Consider the following 18,006-nt stretch of genomic DNA (forward strand, 5'->3'; position numbering starts at 1 on the left):
CGTGGTCATCGACATGTTGATCCGCGTGGTTGCCCTGTGCTGGATTCCGTATAACCGGAAACCTTCCGTGGCCCTGGGATGGCTTATGGCGATTTTCTTGATTCCGTACGTCGGGATCATTGCTTTTCTCGTGATCGGTTCCACGTATCTTCCTCGCGGCCGACGCGAACGGCAGACTCATATGAATGAGCTCATTCGGGAACAGCTCGGCGACCAGCCCGTCCTCGGCAATTGCGAACATCTCCGGGAGATGGATATTGCCGCCGCCAAGCTCAATTACAAGCTTGGCTCTCTCCCCATGACGGGCGGAAACCAGCTGCGTTTTCTCCGGGATAATCACGAGGCTATGCGCGTGATGGCCGAGGCCGTGGACCAGGCCAAAGAATATGTGCATTTCGAGTTCTATATCGTGGCCTACGACGAATCCAGCGCTCCCCTGCTCGATGCGCTTTTCCGTGCTCATCGACGCGGAGTGAAGGTGCATATTCTGGTCGATCAGCTTGGTTCAGCTGGTTATCCGGGGTACAGCAATCTGGTGAAATTGCTGGACGCCTCTGGTGTCTCGTGGCGTCGTTCGTTGCCCATTCGTCCGTGGCGCGGTGAGTATCAGCGCCCCGATCTGCGCAACCACCGCAAAATCCTGGTGATCGACGGCGACCTTGGTTTCTCCGGATCCCAAAACATCATCGACCGTTCGTACAATAAGCGCGCGAACCTCAAGAAAAAGCTCGCGTGGAAAGACCTGATGATGCGCGTCGAAGGTCCTCTGGTGGATGAGCTCAACGCGCTCTTTATTTCGGATTGGTATTCGGAAACCGGAGACCTCCTGCTGGACGAGGTCGACCAAGACCTTCCTGCGGTCGACTCCGGCATCATGGGCCAGGTGGTCCCCTCCGGGCCCGGTTTCGAGACAGAAAATAACCTTCGCCTTATTAATCACCTGATTTATAACGCCGAACGGCGCATCGTGATTTGTAGCCCGTATTTCATTCCGGACGACTCGCTCAAAATGGCCCTGACCACCGCCGCACAGTCCGGGATCGAGATCCACCTGATTGTGTGCGAAAAGGGCGATCAGTTCTTTCCGCACTACGGCCAACGTTCCTACTACGAAGGCCTACTCACCAACGGCATTTCGATCCATTTGTATCCCGCGCCCACGGTATTGCATTCCAAGTTCATGCTGATTGACGACGACGTCGCCTTCATCGGCTCGTCCAATATGGATCAGCGGTCCTTTGCCTTGAACCTAGAAGTCTCCATGTTGTTCTTGGACAAGGGGGTCGCCTCTGAACTTGAGGAGGTGGCCAAGGAGTACCTCGACACATGCTTTGAGGTCGACTACGACAGCTGGCGCGAACGCCCGTTGCACACCAAGGCCTTGGAAAACGTGTGTCGGCTGACCTCGGGATTGCTCTAGCACTCACGTCGACGCGGGCTTCTCGCCCTCAGCCGGCGCTAGTCCAGTTGGTGGTGCCGCCAGGCGGAGGCCGCCGACTCCAACTCCTCAGCCGTGGTGATGAGTTTCCGAGCGGCCCGCGTAAGTTTCATTCCTGCCCAAGTGGACCCGGGGGTCGTGGTGAATTCGCCAGCGCGACGTCGCCCCTCGTCCCCCTCGAATTGGGCGTCGTCGTCGGCTCGATCCGCGGCCACGGCTTGGCCGAGCGCAACCACTCGGCAGAACGCCGCGAAACGCTCCAACGCGACGTCGAATTCGCCGGTGTAAGCGCCGGTCAAGATCTGGTCGATGGTTCGGCACAGCTCGTCGGCCTCGGGAGGTTCCGCGACGCCGGCAACAACCCGGGAAACTTGCGCGTTGTCCTGACCCAGGTGGTAATACCTACTGATGAGGTCGGGGTTCCGACGCACGGTGTCTCGAAGTGCGTAGATCCGCCACAAGACACCCGGCAATGAAACTCCCGGGGCCTCCGCCCACATCTCGGCGATGGCGTCGAGGCCGTAGTGATCGGTGAAGTCGACCAGGCGCTCGGTGACTCCAGGATCGTTGTTGGCGCGCCCTTGAGAAAGCAGAGCCCAAGCCGAGGTGTGAGCCGCTTGCGATATGACTTCGGGGTCCACACCGCCGTCGAGCTGTTCGAACATGGCCGGGGAAAACTTCACGGGACTATGGTGGCGTGCTGACTGATTCGATCCGGACATGCGCCCAGTCTAGGTCTCCAAGGACGGTGTACACCGCCCCCGAGCCCCGGAGTTCGCCACACGGAAACCCCCACCGCGCAGCGTCCGATTGACTTCGAACATGAGTCCAGTCACGAGCAGGTCTTCAGGTTTCTGCCGACCCCCAGTCATGTTGTAAGCTAGACGAGCTTGAGCCTCGCGCGAGTTGACAGCGCATGGACCAGGCGGGCGCCTTTAGCTCAGTTGGTAGAGCATCGGACTTTTAATCCGTGGGTCGTGGGTTCGAGCCCCACAGGGCGCACCGTGTTCGGGGACCCCGTTCCAGTTTCGGCTGGGGCGGGGTTTTTCGCGTGTTGCGGCAACACGATTGGGCCCGTGCCAACCGTTCCGAGTAGATCGGCCATTGTTATTCCGAGATACCCGACGATGACGGCCGAGTCATGGATGACAAGCGCTGCCTTGCCACGCAACCGGTAGGAGACGTTCGACTGACGAACGCCCCGCCGAGCCATCCAAGCTTTCACCTCATCACGAACGGCAAGCTCAATCTTCGATATCCCATCCAGGCTGCACCTCATCACAGATCCTTTCTATTCGGCGTGAAGGCGGTCACCGTGGCTGGGTTGCCCCAGCCGGAGGAAGATAGTCCGGGCCTACACGGTGGATTGGACGTGGCAGAACCAGGCCCAGTGCAGACTGGGTGTACCGGTACAGCAGGATTGACAGGCCAGCCCAGATAAGGACGGTCACGGAGCCGGGACCGAAGTAAACGTGGAAGAGAACTCGTTCTATTAACAGAAGAGGGACAAGGCTCTTCCGAGAGATGTTCACCGCTCGAAGAAGAATAGGGATAACAGTGTTGATCAGTTCTTCGCTCACTCCTGCCAGGACCGAGTGAGTTATGGCATCGATGACGGTGGCCAACGAGTCGCCGGAGCCTTGGAGGAATGAATAGTGTTGACCAAACCAACTGTTATCAATAGGCACTGACCATGAGAAGAACATGAGTGCCAGGGTGTAGATCATTGCGACCCACCCTCCACGGAGGACCGGGACTGGCGGTGCGAACTCGGGCGAATATGCACGATTCACGGTCTAAGTCTCGGGTCGCAGCGCATGAGCACCTCATCGGCGTCAAGTCACTGTGACCCTGGCGGCCCGTCAGGCCAGCCAGCCGTCACACTCACTCCGAGCGCCCGATGATACTGATTGCCTCAGATGCCGCGCCCTCGACTGCTCTGTAATGAACCCAGGTTCCTTTACGTGTAGCCGTGACTAGACCTGCTTCCCTGAGCTTGCGCAGATGGTGAGAGACCGTAGCTTGGGAAACCGCCAGATCCGGCAAGTCACAGACACAGACCTCATCGGGTTCCGCTCGTCGAATCGCCAGATACAAGCGCAACCGCAACGGATCCGACAGCGCCTTGAAAATCTCCGCAGCCTCTCGAACACGATCCTCCGACGCAATGAGGCTAGAGGACCTGACGGGGACCGAAGGAGCTGCTGGAATGGACATGTCTCTTATTTTGACAAGCATCGAATCAGGACGCAACAATCTATTTAGACAAACACCGAAATAGGAGGCGTTGCATGGACTCGTCCACGGAGGATCTTCCGGTCATCGTTCTAGGCGCTGGACCCATAGGCCTAGCCTGCGCGGCTGAACTACGTGGCCGCGATCAGTCCGTCCTGGTACTCGAACAGTCAGATCGTGTTGCCGAGAATGTGCATCAATGGGCACATGTGCGCATGTTTTCCCCCTGGGAGGAGCTGGTCTCTGCTGCTGGGGTCAAACAACTAGGGGCGCAGTGGAAGCCGCCCAAGGCCTCTATCTACCCCACGGGTCAGCAGTGGGTCAGCCAGTACCTAGATCCACTGGGGCAGGCATTGGCCGACTGGATTAGATTTGACCGTCGCGTTGTTGGGGTATCCCGCCTAGACCGGGATTTGCTAGTTGAGTCAGGTCGAGCCGAACAACCCTTTGTCATACATGCCCTCCGGCCTGATGGGGTCATCGAGCGGGCCTTAGCTCGTGCGGTGGTTGATACGACCGGGACGTGGCAACGACCTAGCCCGCTCGGTTCTGAAGGATATCCGGTGGCTGGGGAAATCGACCATGCGGACCGAATCGTTCACTCGATGCCTGATCCTGCTGACCCGTGCTGGGCTGGACAGAAGGTGGCTGTTCTCGGTTCAGGTGCCTCAGCACTGACATCGTTGGTGGCGTTGACCCGCCAGGGTGAAAATGCTGCATCTTCGGTGGTGTGGGCAGTGCGGCGAGGCTCCATCGATCAAGCTCTCGGCGGCGGAGAAAATGACGAGCTTCCTGCCCGTGCAGCACTGGGAGATAAGGTTCGTCGAGCAATTTCCGACGGAAGGATTACCGTCATCACCCGGTTCAGGGCAGCTGCAGTTCACCCTGAGGCTGAGGATACGGTAGCTCTGGTCTCCTCAGACGGAGACACGATAGAGGGGTTGAACCGGATCGTATGTGCCACCGGGTTCCGCCCAGATCATTCTTTTCTCTCCGAGGTCCGCCTGGATTTAGACCGGCAACTAGAAGCTCCTGCTGGTATCGCTGCAGATATTGACCCGAATTGGCATTCTTGTGGATCGGTACCGGCGCATGGATACCGCTCCTTGGAGCAACCGGATGCAGGTCTTTTCATCGCCGGGATCAAATCGTATGGTCGAGCTCCGTCATTTTTGGCGATGACTGGTTTTGAACAGGTTCGTTCCATTGCCGCCTACTTGGCAGGGGATATTCAAGCCGCTCAAAGTGTGCAACTAAACCTTCCGGAGACCGGAGTATGCGGTGGTACCGGTGATTTCGACGCCGAACCTGAAGTTTGCTGCAACGGCTCTGAGGGGAGGATCTCACGGTGAGCGTTGATTCAGCGACAGACGGGCGGCTGTCGGCCCTGGACAGGTTCCTGCCGGTGTGGATCATTCTAGCCATGATCGCTGGTCTGGGGTTAGGCCGGTTGGTTCCAGGTTTGGGTGTAGGCCTGTCTGCAATGGAGGTCCAAGGCGTGTCCTTGCCGATTGCCCTGGGGCTATTGGTGATGATGTACCCGGTGCTGGCCAAGGTCCGGTACGACCGGCTCGGTCACGTCACCTCAGATAAACCCATGCTGGTCTCATCCTTAATTCTGAATTGGGTCGTGGGACCGGCCGTGATGTTCGCTCTGGCGTGGATTTTTCTCCCGGACCTACCGGCATATCGAACCGGCCTGATCATCGTCGGACTGGCCCGCTGTATTGCTATGGTCATCATCTGGAATGACCTGGCCTGCGGAGACCGAGAGGCGGCGGCCGTGCTGGTGGCGATCAATTCCGTCTTTCAGGTCATTGCCTTCGCTGGGCTGGGCTGGTTCTATCTCAATGTTCTGCCTGGCTGGCTTGGATTACCGCAGGCTCATCTGGATGTTTCGGCTGTCAGCATCGCCGGATCCGTGCTGGTCTTTCTCGGGATACCTCTAGTGGCCGGGTTCCTCTCGCGTGGCATTGGTGAGCGCCGCTGGGGCCGAAAAGCCTACGAAACCTCGTTCCTACCGAAGATCGGGCCTCTGGCTCTCTACGGGTTACTGTTCACCATCGTGGTTCTTTTCGCTCTACAAGGTGATCAGATCGCCCACCGGCCAGTGGATGTCGCACGTATTGCCATACCCCTGCTCGCATATTTTGTGATCATGTGGGGTGCAGGATATCTCCTGGGAAGGGCCTTGCACTTTTCTTATCAACGGACCACGACGCTGGCTTTCACCGCCGCGGGCAACAATTTCGAACTGGCGATCGCCGTATCGATCGCGACTTTCGGCGCCTCTAGCGGACAGGCCCTGGCAGGAGTCATTGGGCCGTTGATCGAAGTACCTGCCCTCATCGGCCTCGTTTATGTAACCCTGGCTTTGCGCCGTCAATATCCCCATCAGGAGGTTTCTCCATGACCGATCCTCGCCCATGCGTGCTATTCGTCTGCGTGAAAAACGCTGGCAAATCTCAGATGGCTGCTGCTTTGACTCGCCTGTATTCCAACGGACGCGTGATCGTCCACTCAGCCGGAACACAACCTGGCCAGGGACTTAACCAAGCCTCGGAAGCAACCGTGGCCGAGGTGGGCGCCTCGTTCGACGGCGAACACCCCAAAGCTATAGACGCGAAGCTGCTTCGGGAGGCTAATCGGATCATCATTATCGGCACCGAAGCTCATGTTGAACCTATTGAAGGTATGACAGGTTCAATACAGAGATGGGAGACTGTTGAGCCTTCTCGCCAGGGCATTGAAGGCCAGGAGCGCATGCGATTGATTCGTGACGATATCTCCCTACGAGTTCAAGCACTCCTGGCAGAGCTTGAGACGGACTAAATTCTACGAACGGGCTCACATTTCTATCAGTGGCCCCTGTCAGCGAAGCGCATTGGTAAAGGCAAGACTCTTTTAGGTGCTTATCATTTGCAGGCGGGTCTATTACGCTATGGCGTACCGGATGGTCCTATATACTATCTAACGGGCACCCCGAATAGTTCCGCCTTCTCCGCCGTTGTATGTACGCCATCATTTTGACGATCTATCCGCCATTTCCCATGGAACGAAATTCCTAATCCAGAATAGGGGGCCGTTAGCTACAGAGAATGCGATTGAGGCCAAAACCATGATGGCTGTGTAAGCAGTCATGGCATAGCTTCGTGCTTGAGGATCGTTTTCGCGGCCAGGTTCGATTTCGACGACCTTGCGGTAGTAATTGCGAGCTTTCATCGTCTTCCCCTGATCGAGAAGTGAGTTGGCATGGTGGTAGATAGACATGGGCCTCATCCCTTCTATATGGACACGGCGACCGAGCTGTTGCGGCAAAGATGATGACGACTCTTGATCGGCGACTGAGCCGTGCACAAATGAGGGTGCAGTGAGTCGTTTGATCCGTGGGTCGTGGGTTCGAGCCCCACAGGGCGCACCGTGTGAGGGGACCCCGTTCCAGCTTCGGCTGGGGCGGGGTTTCTGTTTATGATCGGCCGGTGAGTATATAGATCGACGTCGAGAATACTTCGCCAAGCAGAACCCACCGGCCGGTGTTTTGCAGATGGTCATCAATAACGCCCCTCCACCTGACGGGCCGAGCTGGGCGCCGATATCGGTCGGCCTCATGACTATGGCAAGGAGAACCCACGGTCATGTGAGAAATGTTGCCGCGATGGACGGCGACTGGCCGGAGCATCGGAGCGACTTCCGGAGCCCGGAGCTTCCGAGAATCTCCGACATAGGCGGTCGCAAGGTTTTTCCGAACGGTAAACCGCCTTTGAACGAACGCGATTCAGCGGCAATTTCATCGTCTGGACATCGCCGTTAAGCCACGTAAGTGTTTGGCGGCATCGACCCATTCCCGGGCGGTGACAATCCGGCAAACGGCACCTTCCGCTTTCCTCCGATGTTACCTGACATAGTCTGCGCGAGCCCAAAGACGCAGCGCAACGTCATTCTTCAGATGTCTCCTGTCGTAGTCAGCGACGGACGACTCGGCAGCACCAGTATTCACAAGCTTTACCGAAGACCAACCTGGCCCAACCCTGCAGCCTTCTCATGTCTGCCACATTTTTCGCAACGCATGAGGCGGTAGAAAACGTGGGCGCGAGTCAGAACGGCATCGGCGTCGGCATGGTATCCCTCTTCGATCTCAGGGAGCTTCTTCTCCGTCGCAAGGTAGTGACCGGGGGGGGCAGCGCGGTGCCTGCACTTCAGAACCGGCTGATCTTCCCCTCCACCACCACTGGTCCTACTCAAACCTCAAGGTCAGAAAGCCCGAGCTCGTAAAGCGTCGAAGGTGCCAGACTAAGCAACCGGACGGCATCCGAGACCCACAGATATTGCTTGTCAATGAAGACCGCTGCACGTAGTCACCTTTCGGTGAGAAACTTCGACGCATACCCCATGGAATCATCACTTGACGATCGCCGTGTAGTGAACATTGCTTTCCACATCTCAATTTCAGCGAAATCGAACCATGCGCATCGTAGAATAATTTCAGAGTTGCACTACATTCTGACCGGAACATCCGGCAATTGCCCCCGTACGCCCCAAGGTGCACAGACAGTAACGATTCGATAACAATTTTCACCGCGCCTAGATTCAGGTTGAATAAACAGGCTATGTTGCAATTGCGGCCCGAAGCGATTCGCCTGCCCATCGCCATCTATTTCAAGAACTAGCAGAATAGGTAAACTTCGAAATTAAATTCGCGCACCACAAGTCCCTAACTGCCGGAGCAGTCATCGTCTCCCTCGCGCTGTCAGCAGGCGGATTCGCACCCGCCATGGCAGCAACCAATGCCGAAGCCCACGGAAACATTGTGCAGTCGGCCGCTACCACTCCTAATGGTCAGATTTCAGAAGAGCAATTTCAACACACAATGCGGGTTCTCGATCAGCTTCCCGAAGATCTAAAGACAGCAGATCCCAAGACCACTCCCAACTACGAGCAGAGATTGACCGAAGCCATCAACAAGATTGAAGGCGCCGAATCCAGCGGCATTACGACGTATGTGAATTGGATATCCTGCGGAGCGGCTCTCGCCGGTGTGGTAGCTCAGTATGGAATTCCAGTAGGCAAGGTCGTGAAATGGCTCAAAGATGGCTACAAGATTTTCGGCGGGATTAAAGGCTTGATCGCTGCAATCCGTAGCGGGGCTGCTATTGCCGAAATCGGTGAAGACGCGGTTAAGGTCCTCGAGGGAATCCTCGGAGTCGACGGGGTCGTCACAGCCTGCAGCTAAAATAGATTTCACCGCCGTGCGCCCCGAGGAACAAACTCGGTCGCCCTCGGGGCGCACCTTCATTTGGGAGGTTTCATGGCTTTCGAACCCGTTTCGCTTAAGTACGCACTGTCAGGCTCAGTCTTCATCGGTTCTCTCAATGCTGTTCCCGTATTCGTCGCTATTCTTCTCCTCAATCTTGCTCTCGTACGAGATCCAGAACGATTGACTATTGGCTCCCTCATCGTGACCGCGATTGTGATCGGAGTTTTAGGCACCTGCTTGACAACGTTGATGAACCGTCACGAACAGGTGAAACAGCAAAAAACGATGCCGCATGGGCCGGTTGTTGCGGTGACTGAGTTGGCCGGCATGACGATTGCAGGTGCCGTTGTTACACCATTATTCGGGATGGATCCCCAGTTCATTTGGGTTGGTGCCGCAGCAGGGTTGCTGGGGTCGCTACCGAGCTTTTTTGTTTTATCTCCATGGAAAGCGAGCGAGTCCGAGGAAGACTTTCAGCGACGCAACAAGGCTTTCGGAAATATGACTCGCGAAACGGCTCAGGAGTACAAAGAAGAACTCCGACAGAAACAACAAGACAAATTAGAGAAGAAGCATGGTGACCCCTGGAACCAGGGTCGAAACCAGGGCTGGTGGAAATAGTCTGCGGAGAGTACACATCATTTCAGTCAGCATGTCGAGTTGCATGAGCCCGGAGATGCGACCGTGACAGTCAAATGTTCGCCAGTCACGTGAGGCTCCGCTTTCGAACCCTCGACCGGTCCAGCCTGTCCGGTGTATAGGTGAAGCATGAACATTGTCGTCAAACGCATCTATGACCAATCCAGCCACAATGATGGAACACGCGTTCTGGTCGACAGGATTTGGCCCCGCGGCATTCGCAAAGAAGACGCCGAGCTCGATGACTGGAACAAAGACGTCGCCCCCTCCACCGAACTGCGCAAATGGTACGGGCATGATCCGGACAAGTTCGATGAATTCTCCCGCCGATACCACGATGAGTTAGCCACCGAAGCCGGTCGACAGGCCCTGCAAGAACTGCGTCAGTGCGTCAAAGGAAAACGCCTGACGCTACTGACTGCTGCCAAAGACGTCGAACACAGCCATCCCACGGTTCTCGCGCAGATTCTCTCCGAGTAAGTAACGAGCTAAGTGCCAGACGCCACGACACGCCCACCTTTTCTACCGACACGGCAAATCCAGCTACGTCACCCTCAATACACCTGCTCAGCTCTTAGCTTTGAGCCGCCTCAACCAGACAGATAGAAGACGAGTCTCTTCCTCTCCCAGAACCTCCGGGTGGGCCCCAGCGAACTCCAGCACTGAGGCAATCGAGTCTCCCCCATCATCATGGCGATGGGTTCCGGTGACTGTCGCGAGGACGCCGTCACGAACGGCACGGGACAGTTCAGGATCGGGTTTGGCGCATACAATCTGGCGCAATGTCACGCCAACATTGGTAGCGAGAATATGCGCGGCGGCCTGCTCCGAAGAAACCACAAGACGGTGCTGGGCAGCCGCTTGTGCCGTCAGATCGCGAAGAATCGCACTAGCTTTATTTTGCGCTGCAGGGATAAATCCAGGACGTACGGTTCCATACATCAAGGTGTAGAAGCCGGGATTCGCCAAACCAAAATCCACATGGACGTCCCAACCATGCCGTAGGTCCTGAATAGGGTCGCCAGATGACTCCATGGCCGACTTTTGGCCTAGGTACATGTCGAAGCCACGCTCAGTGACTGCTTCGATCAGGCCTTGCTTGGAACCGAAGAAGTGGTAGAGCGTCGGCATCTTCACCCCAACCATCGAACACACTTCGCGCAGGGAGATGTCTTCTCCTGGGGTGGTAGCCACGAGCTCCGCTGCGGCTTCAATGAGCCGATCTCGGGTATCTCTTGCCGCCTGCTGTGCCATACTGTTAGATTAGCTCATATACCACTGATATGGGTATATATATCGTCGTTATGGAGGCAGTGACATGAACACACGCACTCTCAAAGGCAAAAACGTCCTGATTGCCGGTGGCGGCAAGAACCTTGGCGGTCTCATTGCCCGCCAATCGGCGCAAGCCGGAGCCAACGTCGCAATCCACTTCAACTCGGATTCCAGCAAAGACGACGCACAAGCCACCCTCAGGGCTGTTGAAGCGGAGGGAGTCAACGGTGCCATTTTCCAAGGAGATCTCACGGATCCCGGAAACATCGCTCGTCTTTTCACCGACGCAGAGCAGGCACTGGGCCAGATTGATGTCGCCGTGAATACGACGGGCAAGGTTCTTCGTAAACCCATCGTTGAAACCACCGAAGCCGAATACGACTCGATGTTCGACATCAACGCGAAGGCCGCCTACTTCTTCATTAAAGAAGCAGGCAAGCATCTGGCCGACGACGGCAAGATCATCACGATCGTCACCGCTCTACTCGGGGCATTTACAGACGGCTATTCAACGTACGCCGGCGGTAAGAGTCCGGTCGAGCACTTCACTCGAGCCGCGGCCAAGGAATACGTGGACCGCGGAATCTCCGTGACCGCCATTGCTCCCGGCCCCATGGACACGCCGTTCTTCTATGGCCAAGAAACTCCGGAACGCGTCGAATTCCACAAGTCTCAGGCCATGGGCAATCAGCTCACCCAAATCGAAGACATCGCCCCTATCGTGAACTTCTTGGCAACTGATGGCTGGTGGATTACCGGACAAACGATCTTCGCCAACGGTGGATATACCACCCGATAAAACTCATCGCCATACAACCCCATTGCATGGCCCTGCCACTCGGCAGGGCCATGCACACTAGGGTTAGAGCACCTTTCCCATGCCCACATCCCCCTGCCGAAGAGCATTCCCTTGATCACAAACCGACTCAGCAGCCTGAACACGATGCGTCCTCGAGACCCGCATCAACCTCATCGTGTTGCCAGCCCCCTAGAACTGTTCTTTGACCTGGTCTTCGTCGTCGCAGTCTCTTTCTCCTCTCAGGGGCTACACCACATGGAAGCTGACGGTCAGGTAGCCGCAGGATTACTTGGCTACTTCATGGTCTTTTTCGCCATTTGGTGGGCCTGGATGAACTTCACCTGGTTTGCCACCTCGTTCGACAACGACGACTGGCTTTACCGCGCCATGACGGTACTCCAAATGGCTGGCGCCCTCATCGTGGCCGCCGGAAGCACGAAGGCCTTGGAGGAACACGATTTCGCACTCGTGACCATTGGCTATGTGATCATGCGGTTAGCCCTCGTGGCTCAGTGGATACGCGCCGGACTTCACAACCGCGACCTCCGACGTACAACTTTTCGATATGCCGCTGCAATCAGTGCGGTGCAAATTGCATGGGTTGTGCGTTTATTCCTCCCCGAGGGGGTGGGGTTCGTCTGCTTTTTCGTCCTCGTTGTGGCAGAAGTCGCCGTCCCGATGTGGGCCGAACGCCATGGCACCACACCATGGCACGCCCATCACCTCACCGAACGCTACGGCTCGTTCACACTCATTTTGCTGGGCGAGTCGATTCTGGCATCAGCCACCGCCATTGTTGACACCCTCGGTTCAGGTCACCACCTCGTTGAAATGCTGGCAATTTCGGCAGCTGGCCTCATCATCGCGGCCGGAATGTGGTGGATCTATTTTTCACGCGAGCAACACCACCACATCAAAACCTTGAAGTCTTCCCTGGTATTTGGCTACTTCCACTACCTCATCTTCGCCGCAGCAGGCGCATTCTCAGCAGGAATCGAAGTCACCGTGGATTCCGTTACCGGGGAGGCGCACCTTCAGCACATCGTCAGTGCACTCACTCTTACGGGGCCCGTTGCGGTTTTCATCATCGGGATCTGGTGGCTCACTCTTCGCCACACACTCACGTCGAAGGCCTCTAGCCTTGTGCTCACTGGTGTGGCACTAATTCTCGCCGGTTCACTATTGCCGGGGATCTTCCCTGTATTCATTGGTGCCCTGGGAGTCGCGGTAGCGGTCATTGCCACGGAGATGCCTTCTCCGGAAGGCGGACGAGATTCCGCAAAGATAGAGAAAAGCAGTAATTCGGCACCGTAAACACGCGGACGGTATTCGACTCAGGTAGCCGTTCCATTCCGCGTATCGCATTGCGGCTCGAGCGCTAATCCTCTGGGATTCGTGGCTCTTCACAGATGAGGGTGTAGCTGTGGTGCGACCTGGGGCGGCGCGTCGGTGTCGGGGTGAGGGTCGAGGTCTTCCGATGATGGGAGTTCTCACACAACCCGTCCGGAAGACCTCGACGTGCCTGACGCTACCTTCACGCGCCCTGACCTGACTACCTTCACCCGCCTCGACGGCCTCGGTCTGGAGGTCACCGGCCAGCTGCTCGAGCCTGACCGGTCCGTGCTGGCGTGCCGGGTCGTGGAGCCGGACGACTGGTGCAGGCGGTGCGGCTGCCAGGGCGTGCCCCGTGACACGGTGAGCAGGGAGTTGGCGCACGAGCCGTTCGGGTGGCGCCCTACCACGCTGGTGCTCACCGTGCGCCGCTACCGCTGCAAGGAGTGCTCGCACGTGTGGCGTCAGGACACCACCGCTGCGGCGCCGCCGCGGGCCAAGATCTCCCGCGCCGGCCTGCGGTGGGGTCTGGTCGGGATCGTCGTCGGCCACCTGTCGATGGCCCGAGTTGCCGAAGGACTGGGCGTGGCGTGGAACACCGCCAACGACGCGGTCCTGGCTGAGGGCCGGCGTCTGCTCATCGAGGACCCGACCCGCCTGGACGGTGTCAAGGTCGTCGGGGTCGATGAGCACGTGTGGCGGCACACCCGGCGCGGTGACAAGTACGTCACCGTGATCATCGACCTCACCCCGGTCCGGGACGGCACCGGGCCCTCACGCCTGCTGGACGTGGTCGAAGGTCGGTCGAAGAAGGCGTTCAAGGACTGGCTGGCCGAGCGGGACCAGGCTTGGCGCGATGGGATCGAGGTCGTGGCCATGGATGGGTTCGCGGGCTTCAAGACCGCCACCACCGAGGAGCTGCCGGACGCCGTCACGGTTATGGATCCCTTCCACGTCATCCGGTTGGCCGGGGACGCTCTCGATGAGTGCCGCCGCCGAGTCCAGCAGGAACTGCACGGACACCGCGGACGCAAGGGCGACCCGCTCTACACCGCGCGGCGGACCCTGCACACCGGGGCTGACCTGCTCACCGACCGCCAGCACGAGCGCCTTGACAAGCTCTTCGCTGGGGACCGGCACGTGCAAGTCGAGTGCACCTGGGGGATCTACCAGCGCATGATCTCCGCCTACCGTCACCCCGACCGGGCAGCCGGCCGCGTCGAGATGAGCTCCGTGATCGACGCCCTCGCCGACAGTGTGCCTGAGGCGTTGGTAGAACTGCGCAAGCTCGGCCGCACCCTGACCAGACGCGCCTGCGACGTCCTGGCCTACTTCGACCGGCCGCGCACGAGCAACGGACCTACCGAAGCCGTGAACGGTCGCCTCGAGCACCTGCGTGGCCTGGCCCTCGGCTTCCGCAACCTCACCAACTACATCGCCCGCGCACTCCTCGAAGCCGGCGGATTCAGACCACACCTACACCCCGAATTGTGAAGAGCCGGATTCGTCGTTGGTCGCAAGCCCCAGGAAGCCGCGTTGCTCCCCCGAAAATTGCAACGGCGTGCTCCCCTAAGGGGGTGCACGCCGTTGCTGACGCTATCAAGCGATGGATAAGCGCTTAGAGAATGCCAAACCAGCGCAGGACGTCGAGCACTCCTTCAACGATCTTCAGTCCGGCATCAATGAGACCTTGGATGTCCATCATCTATCCCTTCAAGAGTATTAGTGGTTTTGTCGAGTCGACTGTTCGCTCGCGAGCATAGATTACCGAAACATCTTGTTTTAAATCAATAGTTTATTTTTCTGAGATTCGGTATTTATAATGTGAAGTACTGACGTCAATAATTCATCAGGTATTTATTTTACCGATCAATAATTACACACCAGTTTGGTCAACCTCGTGCCACACGCACAGCAAAGGGGCCGGACCGGATCCGCTCGACCCCGACCAGCCCCTCCACGGAGCAATCGTTAACCCGTCAGTGCTGAATTAATGCTCGTCGTAGTGCTCTCCGTGCTGGGCATGCAGGTGTCCGTCGTGGAGATAATCCGTGTGATCCCCGTGCTGCACGCTCTCGTGTCCACAGTTTGCACCGTGCTCATGATCGGCGACGGTGTGTTCAGCGTGGCGCTCAGGGGACGAACCATGCTCGTCGTAGTGATCGCCGTCGAGAGCGTGGAGGTGACCATCATGGACGTAATCGGTGTGATCACCATGCTGGATGCTTTCATGCCCGCAATCGGGGCCATGCTGATGATCGGCAACGGTGTGTTCGGCTACGGAATGATGGGTGCTCATGGTGGACTCCTTCAGTTCATCGTTCTCAAGGGAATGGGCACGGGCATGGGCAAAGAGTCGACCGACGTAACCGTCGGCCAGGCTATATGTGCGGTGCTTTCCGGAGCGTTCCACCGTCACCAGCCCAGCCGCTCGCAGAACCCGCAGATGCTGAGAGACGAGGGGCTGAGACATACTCGTCGCTGAGGCCAAGGAATTCACACTCCGTGGACCTCCTTGAAGGTGGCACAACAGCAGAAGGCGCGACTGGTTACCCAACGTCTTGAACAGCTCCGCCGCGTCACTCAGCTCGTTGCACATGCCCATAACCCTCAAGATAGTCAACACATAGTCATATTGCAATATGCTAATTTGTCTTGATTCGCCGGTTCGACCGGCTTCCCAGCCCCCGCGATGGGCAAGGACCCAGCCAAGGTAAACGCGACCGCGTGCGCCACAGGCTTCAGATTTCGCTCAAGCACCCGAAAAATCTGACCGCGTGGCGAGTAGCACCCAGGCGAAAACCATCTGCGATCCCCTGGAACGCAAGTTCCACTCCACACTCTTTACCTCTCGTCCCTCAAACGACGGCACCTAGCGTGCCGAGCATCGGTGGCTACTTGACCATCGAGTCTATTTCACCCAGGAGAAGGCACACTGGCTAGAGCAATCAGACCCAAAGGGGGGCGGGATCGGCAATTACGGAATAGGGAACCGAAGAAGTTTCCGTTCCGCCATGACCGTCAATGAGAGGTCTTAATTCTCTTAACGTGTGCCGGACAGCTATGAGATTCCCAGGGGAAGCTCCAGCCGAATTGCCGCCAGACCTGGCCACTCGAGTCGGTCCAAGAAAATTGCCAGTCAATGCCGAATTTGGCTATGCACGCGTGAGGGTTGAACTCTGCCCGTGCGGGCGCCGTCCCCACGGTCAATGATCCAGCCACAAATACGGCAGCCATGGCAAGCGTCGAGAGTTGTCGCTTGAATGTCATATTATCCCCCTGTGTCTTGGATCACTAATACTGGAATCATACGAAAAATCAAGCCACCGGGCAACAGAAACTAGCACAATCTCGGAGTTCTTGATTCTCGAGCTGGAACTCATGACGAGACCTCGGACTCAAGCAATCATGAGCTGTTGGCCCATCAACTTTTTCAGCCATTCAGCTGGGCAAGCATTTAACTGTCACCCGCAACGGGGAGTCGCGGAAGCGCAACCATCCACCCTGAGAGGCCCTTGAGTAGAGGATACAAAACACAACGGCTACCCCCTCGGGCCAATCACCCGGGGAGCATCCGTCGTAGCCCATAAGCGATATCCAACAGCTTCCTGGTAACGCGTTGTTCCCGCCCGAACCGGGAGAGGTAGGTGTTCGGCTGGTTCGCGAAATACCATCGCTCCTCTTCGCGCCCCATCGCGAGGAATTTCGGAGCGCCCGAGGTGACGGACACGTCAGCGTCGATGCGGATATTTCTCAGGGTCCAATTTCGCAGAGTTTGGGAGTAGAAGATCCAATCATCCCCATAAAACACTTTGAGATTTTCGGGGATGTGCACGTAATTCCGGGTAGGCATGGCCATGGCCATGCCGAAAGCTATTCCTCGCTTATAAGCGGGACTGGCCGGCACGAACTTTCGGATTCCGCCCGGCGACTCGGTTACGTGATCCTTATTCAGCCCGACCATGCCCACTCGCCCTGTGCGCAACAGCCAGGCCGCCCGGCTGAAAAAGTCTCTGCCGAGGACGACGTCGTCGTTGAGGATCGCTAACCAGGGGAACCGCGCCTGTTCTGCACCCAGGTTCCATGCCGGGTTGACGAAGATGTTTTCGGACTGGTTGAGGATGCGGACCTTCTGGCTCGCAAATTCCAGCGGCTCCGGAGCGTTATTGATGACGAGGATTTCTCCCACAAGATCGACGGAATCCAGGCTGCTAATTAATCTTCCCAATTTTGGTGATTTTTGCAGAGTAGGAATGACGACACTAAACATCGGGCGGCCCCTGGTTAAGGTTTTAGGTGAGGCTTCTGCCTCGTGACACATAGTAGCCGGAAGGAACCTCTTATTCCCGGCCACCTAGATCCGGGCATCGTCCAGCTTCCAAACGTGCCCGCTGTGACACACTCATTCCATGAAGCTCGCCGAAATCCACCCGCCACAAACTCCTGCGGCCCGGGCGGCCCGGGAATTGGCCGCCGAATATCATTCCGAGGCCATGCTGAATCACACGATGCGTTCCTGGCTGTGGGCCGAAGGGATTGCCGCCGAGAGAAACCTCCCCGGGGTCGACCACGAGCTTCTGTACGTTGCCGCGCTCCTTCACGACCTAGGTACTGTGCCGGAATTCGACAATCACACGCTGTCCTACGAAGAAGCGGCCGGCCACGTCGGCAAGGCCCTCACCGCGGGCGCCGGGTGGGAACCCGCGCGGCGCGAGCGTGTCGCTGAGGTGATCATCCGACACAATTGGACCAGCGTGGACCCGGAATTCGACCTGGAGGGGCACCTCCTGGAACTCGCGACCGGCCTAGACATTACCGGCGCCAACATCGAGGCCCTGCCACAGGTCTTCCTGCACGAAGTCATCGAAACGTATCCACGCGGCTCACTCGCCGATGAATTCAGCGCCTGCGTCACCGACCAAGCCCGCAGAAAACCAGCCACTGCGGCCGGGCGACTGGTCAACAATGGGCTGGTGGAAAGGATGAGGCGGCACCCGCTCGAGTAACTTACCCCGAGACGAGCGCCGCCTTCCC

General features: G+C 57.6%; 17 protein-coding genes and 1 tRNA gene. 12 read left to right on the forward strand and 6 right to left on the reverse strand.

The features are described 5' to 3' along the window. Window positions 1-13 precede the first annotated feature (13 nt). Window positions 14-1,420, forward strand: coding sequence for a cardiolipin synthase (cls, locus tag B9Y51_RS03160; protein WP_082156777.1), 1,407 nt, complete (start codon window positions 14-16; stop codon window positions 1,418-1,420). Between the two features lie 38 nt (window positions 1,421-1,458). Here cls and B9Y51_RS03165 read toward each other — a convergent pair whose 3' ends face one another. Next, a complete protein-coding gene (locus B9Y51_RS03165; RefSeq protein ID WP_085528736.1) occupies window positions 1,459-2,160 on the reverse strand; it encodes a hypothetical protein in 702 nt (233 codons plus the stop codon). Window positions 2,161-2,367: 207 nt separating this feature from the next. Between B9Y51_RS03165 and B9Y51_RS03170 the strand changes: the two genes are divergently transcribed. Beyond that, window positions 2,368-2,440 (forward strand) — tRNA-Lys (locus tag B9Y51_RS03170). A gap of 882 nt (window positions 2,441-3,322) precedes the next feature. Here B9Y51_RS03170 and B9Y51_RS03180 read toward each other — a convergent pair. Next, window positions 3,323-3,655, reverse strand: a complete 333-nt coding sequence (locus tag B9Y51_RS03180) for an ArsR/SmtB family transcription factor (protein ID WP_202975613.1) — start codon at window positions 3,653-3,655, stop codon at window positions 3,323-3,325. Window positions 3,656-3,729: 74 nt separating this feature from the next. Between B9Y51_RS03180 and B9Y51_RS03185 the strand changes: the two genes are divergently transcribed. From B9Y51_RS03185 to B9Y51_RS03195, 3 genes are read left to right on the forward strand one after another with little or no spacing between them, the layout of a single operon-like run. After that, entirely contained in the window at window positions 3,730-5,025 is a 1,296-nt protein-coding gene (locus B9Y51_RS03185) for an NAD(P)-binding domain-containing protein (RefSeq protein ID WP_085528738.1), read from the forward strand. Then, complete coding sequence (gene arsB / locus B9Y51_RS03190) at window positions 5,022-6,086, forward strand: ACR3 family arsenite efflux transporter (RefSeq protein WP_085528739.1); 1,065 nt, start codon at window positions 5,022-5,024, stop codon at window positions 6,084-6,086. Before B9Y51_RS03185 ends, arsB begins: the two co-directional genes overlap by 4 nt. Further along, window positions 6,083-6,505 carry an arsenate-mycothiol transferase ArsC gene (locus B9Y51_RS03195; RefSeq protein WP_085528740.1) on the forward strand — a complete coding sequence of 141 codons (423 nt, stop codon included), beginning with the start codon at window positions 6,083-6,085 and terminating at the stop codon, window positions 6,503-6,505. The genes arsB and B9Y51_RS03195 overlap by 4 nt, the downstream gene beginning before the upstream one ends. 189 nt (window positions 6,506-6,694) lie before the next feature. On the opposite strand, the gene B9Y51_RS03200 is transcribed toward B9Y51_RS03195, so the two are convergent. Further along, on the reverse strand, window positions 6,695-6,943 hold the full coding sequence (locus B9Y51_RS03200) for a hypothetical protein (protein ID WP_085528741.1): 249 nt from the start codon (window positions 6,941-6,943) through the stop codon (window positions 6,695-6,697). A 1,501-nt stretch (window positions 6,944-8,444) separates the two neighbouring features. Between B9Y51_RS03200 and B9Y51_RS03210 the strand changes: the two genes are divergently transcribed. The 3 genes from B9Y51_RS03210 to B9Y51_RS03220 all read left to right on the forward strand — a co-directional run bounded on the left by B9Y51_RS03210 (window position 8,445) and on the right by B9Y51_RS03220 (window position 10,046). Then, the gene (locus B9Y51_RS03210) at window positions 8,445-8,903 is read left to right on the forward strand and encodes a hypothetical protein (protein WP_085528743.1); all 459 of its coding nucleotides are present in this window, start codon (window positions 8,445-8,447) and stop codon (window positions 8,901-8,903) included. 75 nt (window positions 8,904-8,978) lie between these two features. Then, entirely contained in the window at window positions 8,979-9,548 is a 570-nt protein-coding gene (locus B9Y51_RS03215; RefSeq protein ID WP_085528744.1) for a hypothetical protein, read from the forward strand. A gap of 147 nt (window positions 9,549-9,695) precedes the next feature. Then, on the forward strand, window positions 9,696-10,046 hold the full coding sequence (locus tag B9Y51_RS03220; protein ID WP_085528745.1) for a DUF488 domain-containing protein: 351 nt from the start codon (window positions 9,696-9,698) through the stop codon (window positions 10,044-10,046). Between the two features lie 87 nt (window positions 10,047-10,133). On the opposite strand, the gene B9Y51_RS03225 is transcribed toward B9Y51_RS03220, so the two are convergent. Further along, complete coding sequence (locus B9Y51_RS03225; protein WP_085528746.1) at window positions 10,134-10,820, reverse strand: TetR/AcrR family transcriptional regulator; 687 nt, start codon at window positions 10,818-10,820, stop codon at window positions 10,134-10,136. Window positions 10,821-10,884: 64 nt separating this feature from the next. Between B9Y51_RS03225 and B9Y51_RS03230 the strand changes: the two genes are divergently transcribed. From B9Y51_RS03230 to B9Y51_RS03240, 3 genes are all read left to right on the forward strand, one after another. Continuing rightward, a complete protein-coding gene (locus B9Y51_RS03230; protein ID WP_048681003.1) occupies window positions 10,885-11,640 on the forward strand; it encodes an SDR family oxidoreductase in 756 nt (251 codons plus the stop codon). A 111-nt stretch (window positions 11,641-11,751) separates the two neighbouring features. Next, window positions 11,752-12,954: a low temperature requirement protein A gene (locus B9Y51_RS03235; protein WP_245826035.1), complete on the forward strand. Its 1,203-nt coding sequence runs from the start codon at window positions 11,752-11,754 to the stop codon at window positions 12,952-12,954. Window positions 12,955-13,158: 204 nt separating this feature from the next. Further along, window positions 13,159-14,466 carry an ISL3 family transposase gene (locus B9Y51_RS03240; protein WP_048680651.1) on the forward strand — a complete coding sequence of 436 codons (1,308 nt, stop codon included), beginning with the start codon at window positions 13,159-13,161 and terminating at the stop codon, window positions 14,464-14,466. A gap of 496 nt (window positions 14,467-14,962) precedes the next feature. Here the strand turns inward: B9Y51_RS03240 and B9Y51_RS11310 are convergent, their stop codons facing one another. Together B9Y51_RS11310 and B9Y51_RS03250 are read right to left on the reverse strand one after the other, a co-directional pair. Then, entirely contained in the window at window positions 14,963-15,577 is a 615-nt protein-coding gene (locus B9Y51_RS11310; protein ID WP_085528748.1) for a metalloregulator ArsR/SmtB family transcription factor, read from the reverse strand. Window positions 15,578-16,531: 954 nt separating this feature from the next. Further along, window positions 16,532-17,293 carry a glycosyltransferase gene (locus B9Y51_RS03250; protein WP_143467970.1) on the reverse strand — a complete coding sequence of 254 codons (762 nt, stop codon included), beginning with the start codon at window positions 17,291-17,293 and terminating at the stop codon, window positions 16,532-16,534. An 88-nt stretch (window positions 17,294-17,381) separates the two neighbouring features. On the opposite strand from B9Y51_RS03250, the gene B9Y51_RS03255 reads away from it, so the two are divergent. Continuing rightward, complete coding sequence (locus B9Y51_RS03255) at window positions 17,382-17,978, forward strand: HD domain-containing protein (RefSeq protein ID WP_085528750.1); 597 nt, start codon at window positions 17,382-17,384, stop codon at window positions 17,976-17,978. Window positions 17,979-18,006: the final 28 nt, after the last annotated feature.

Origin of the sequence: Kocuria massiliensis (genome assembly GCF_900169715.1) — a bacterium.
GTDB classification, from domain to species: domain Bacteria; phylum Actinomycetota; class Actinomycetes; order Actinomycetales; family Micrococcaceae; genus Rothia; species Rothia massiliensis.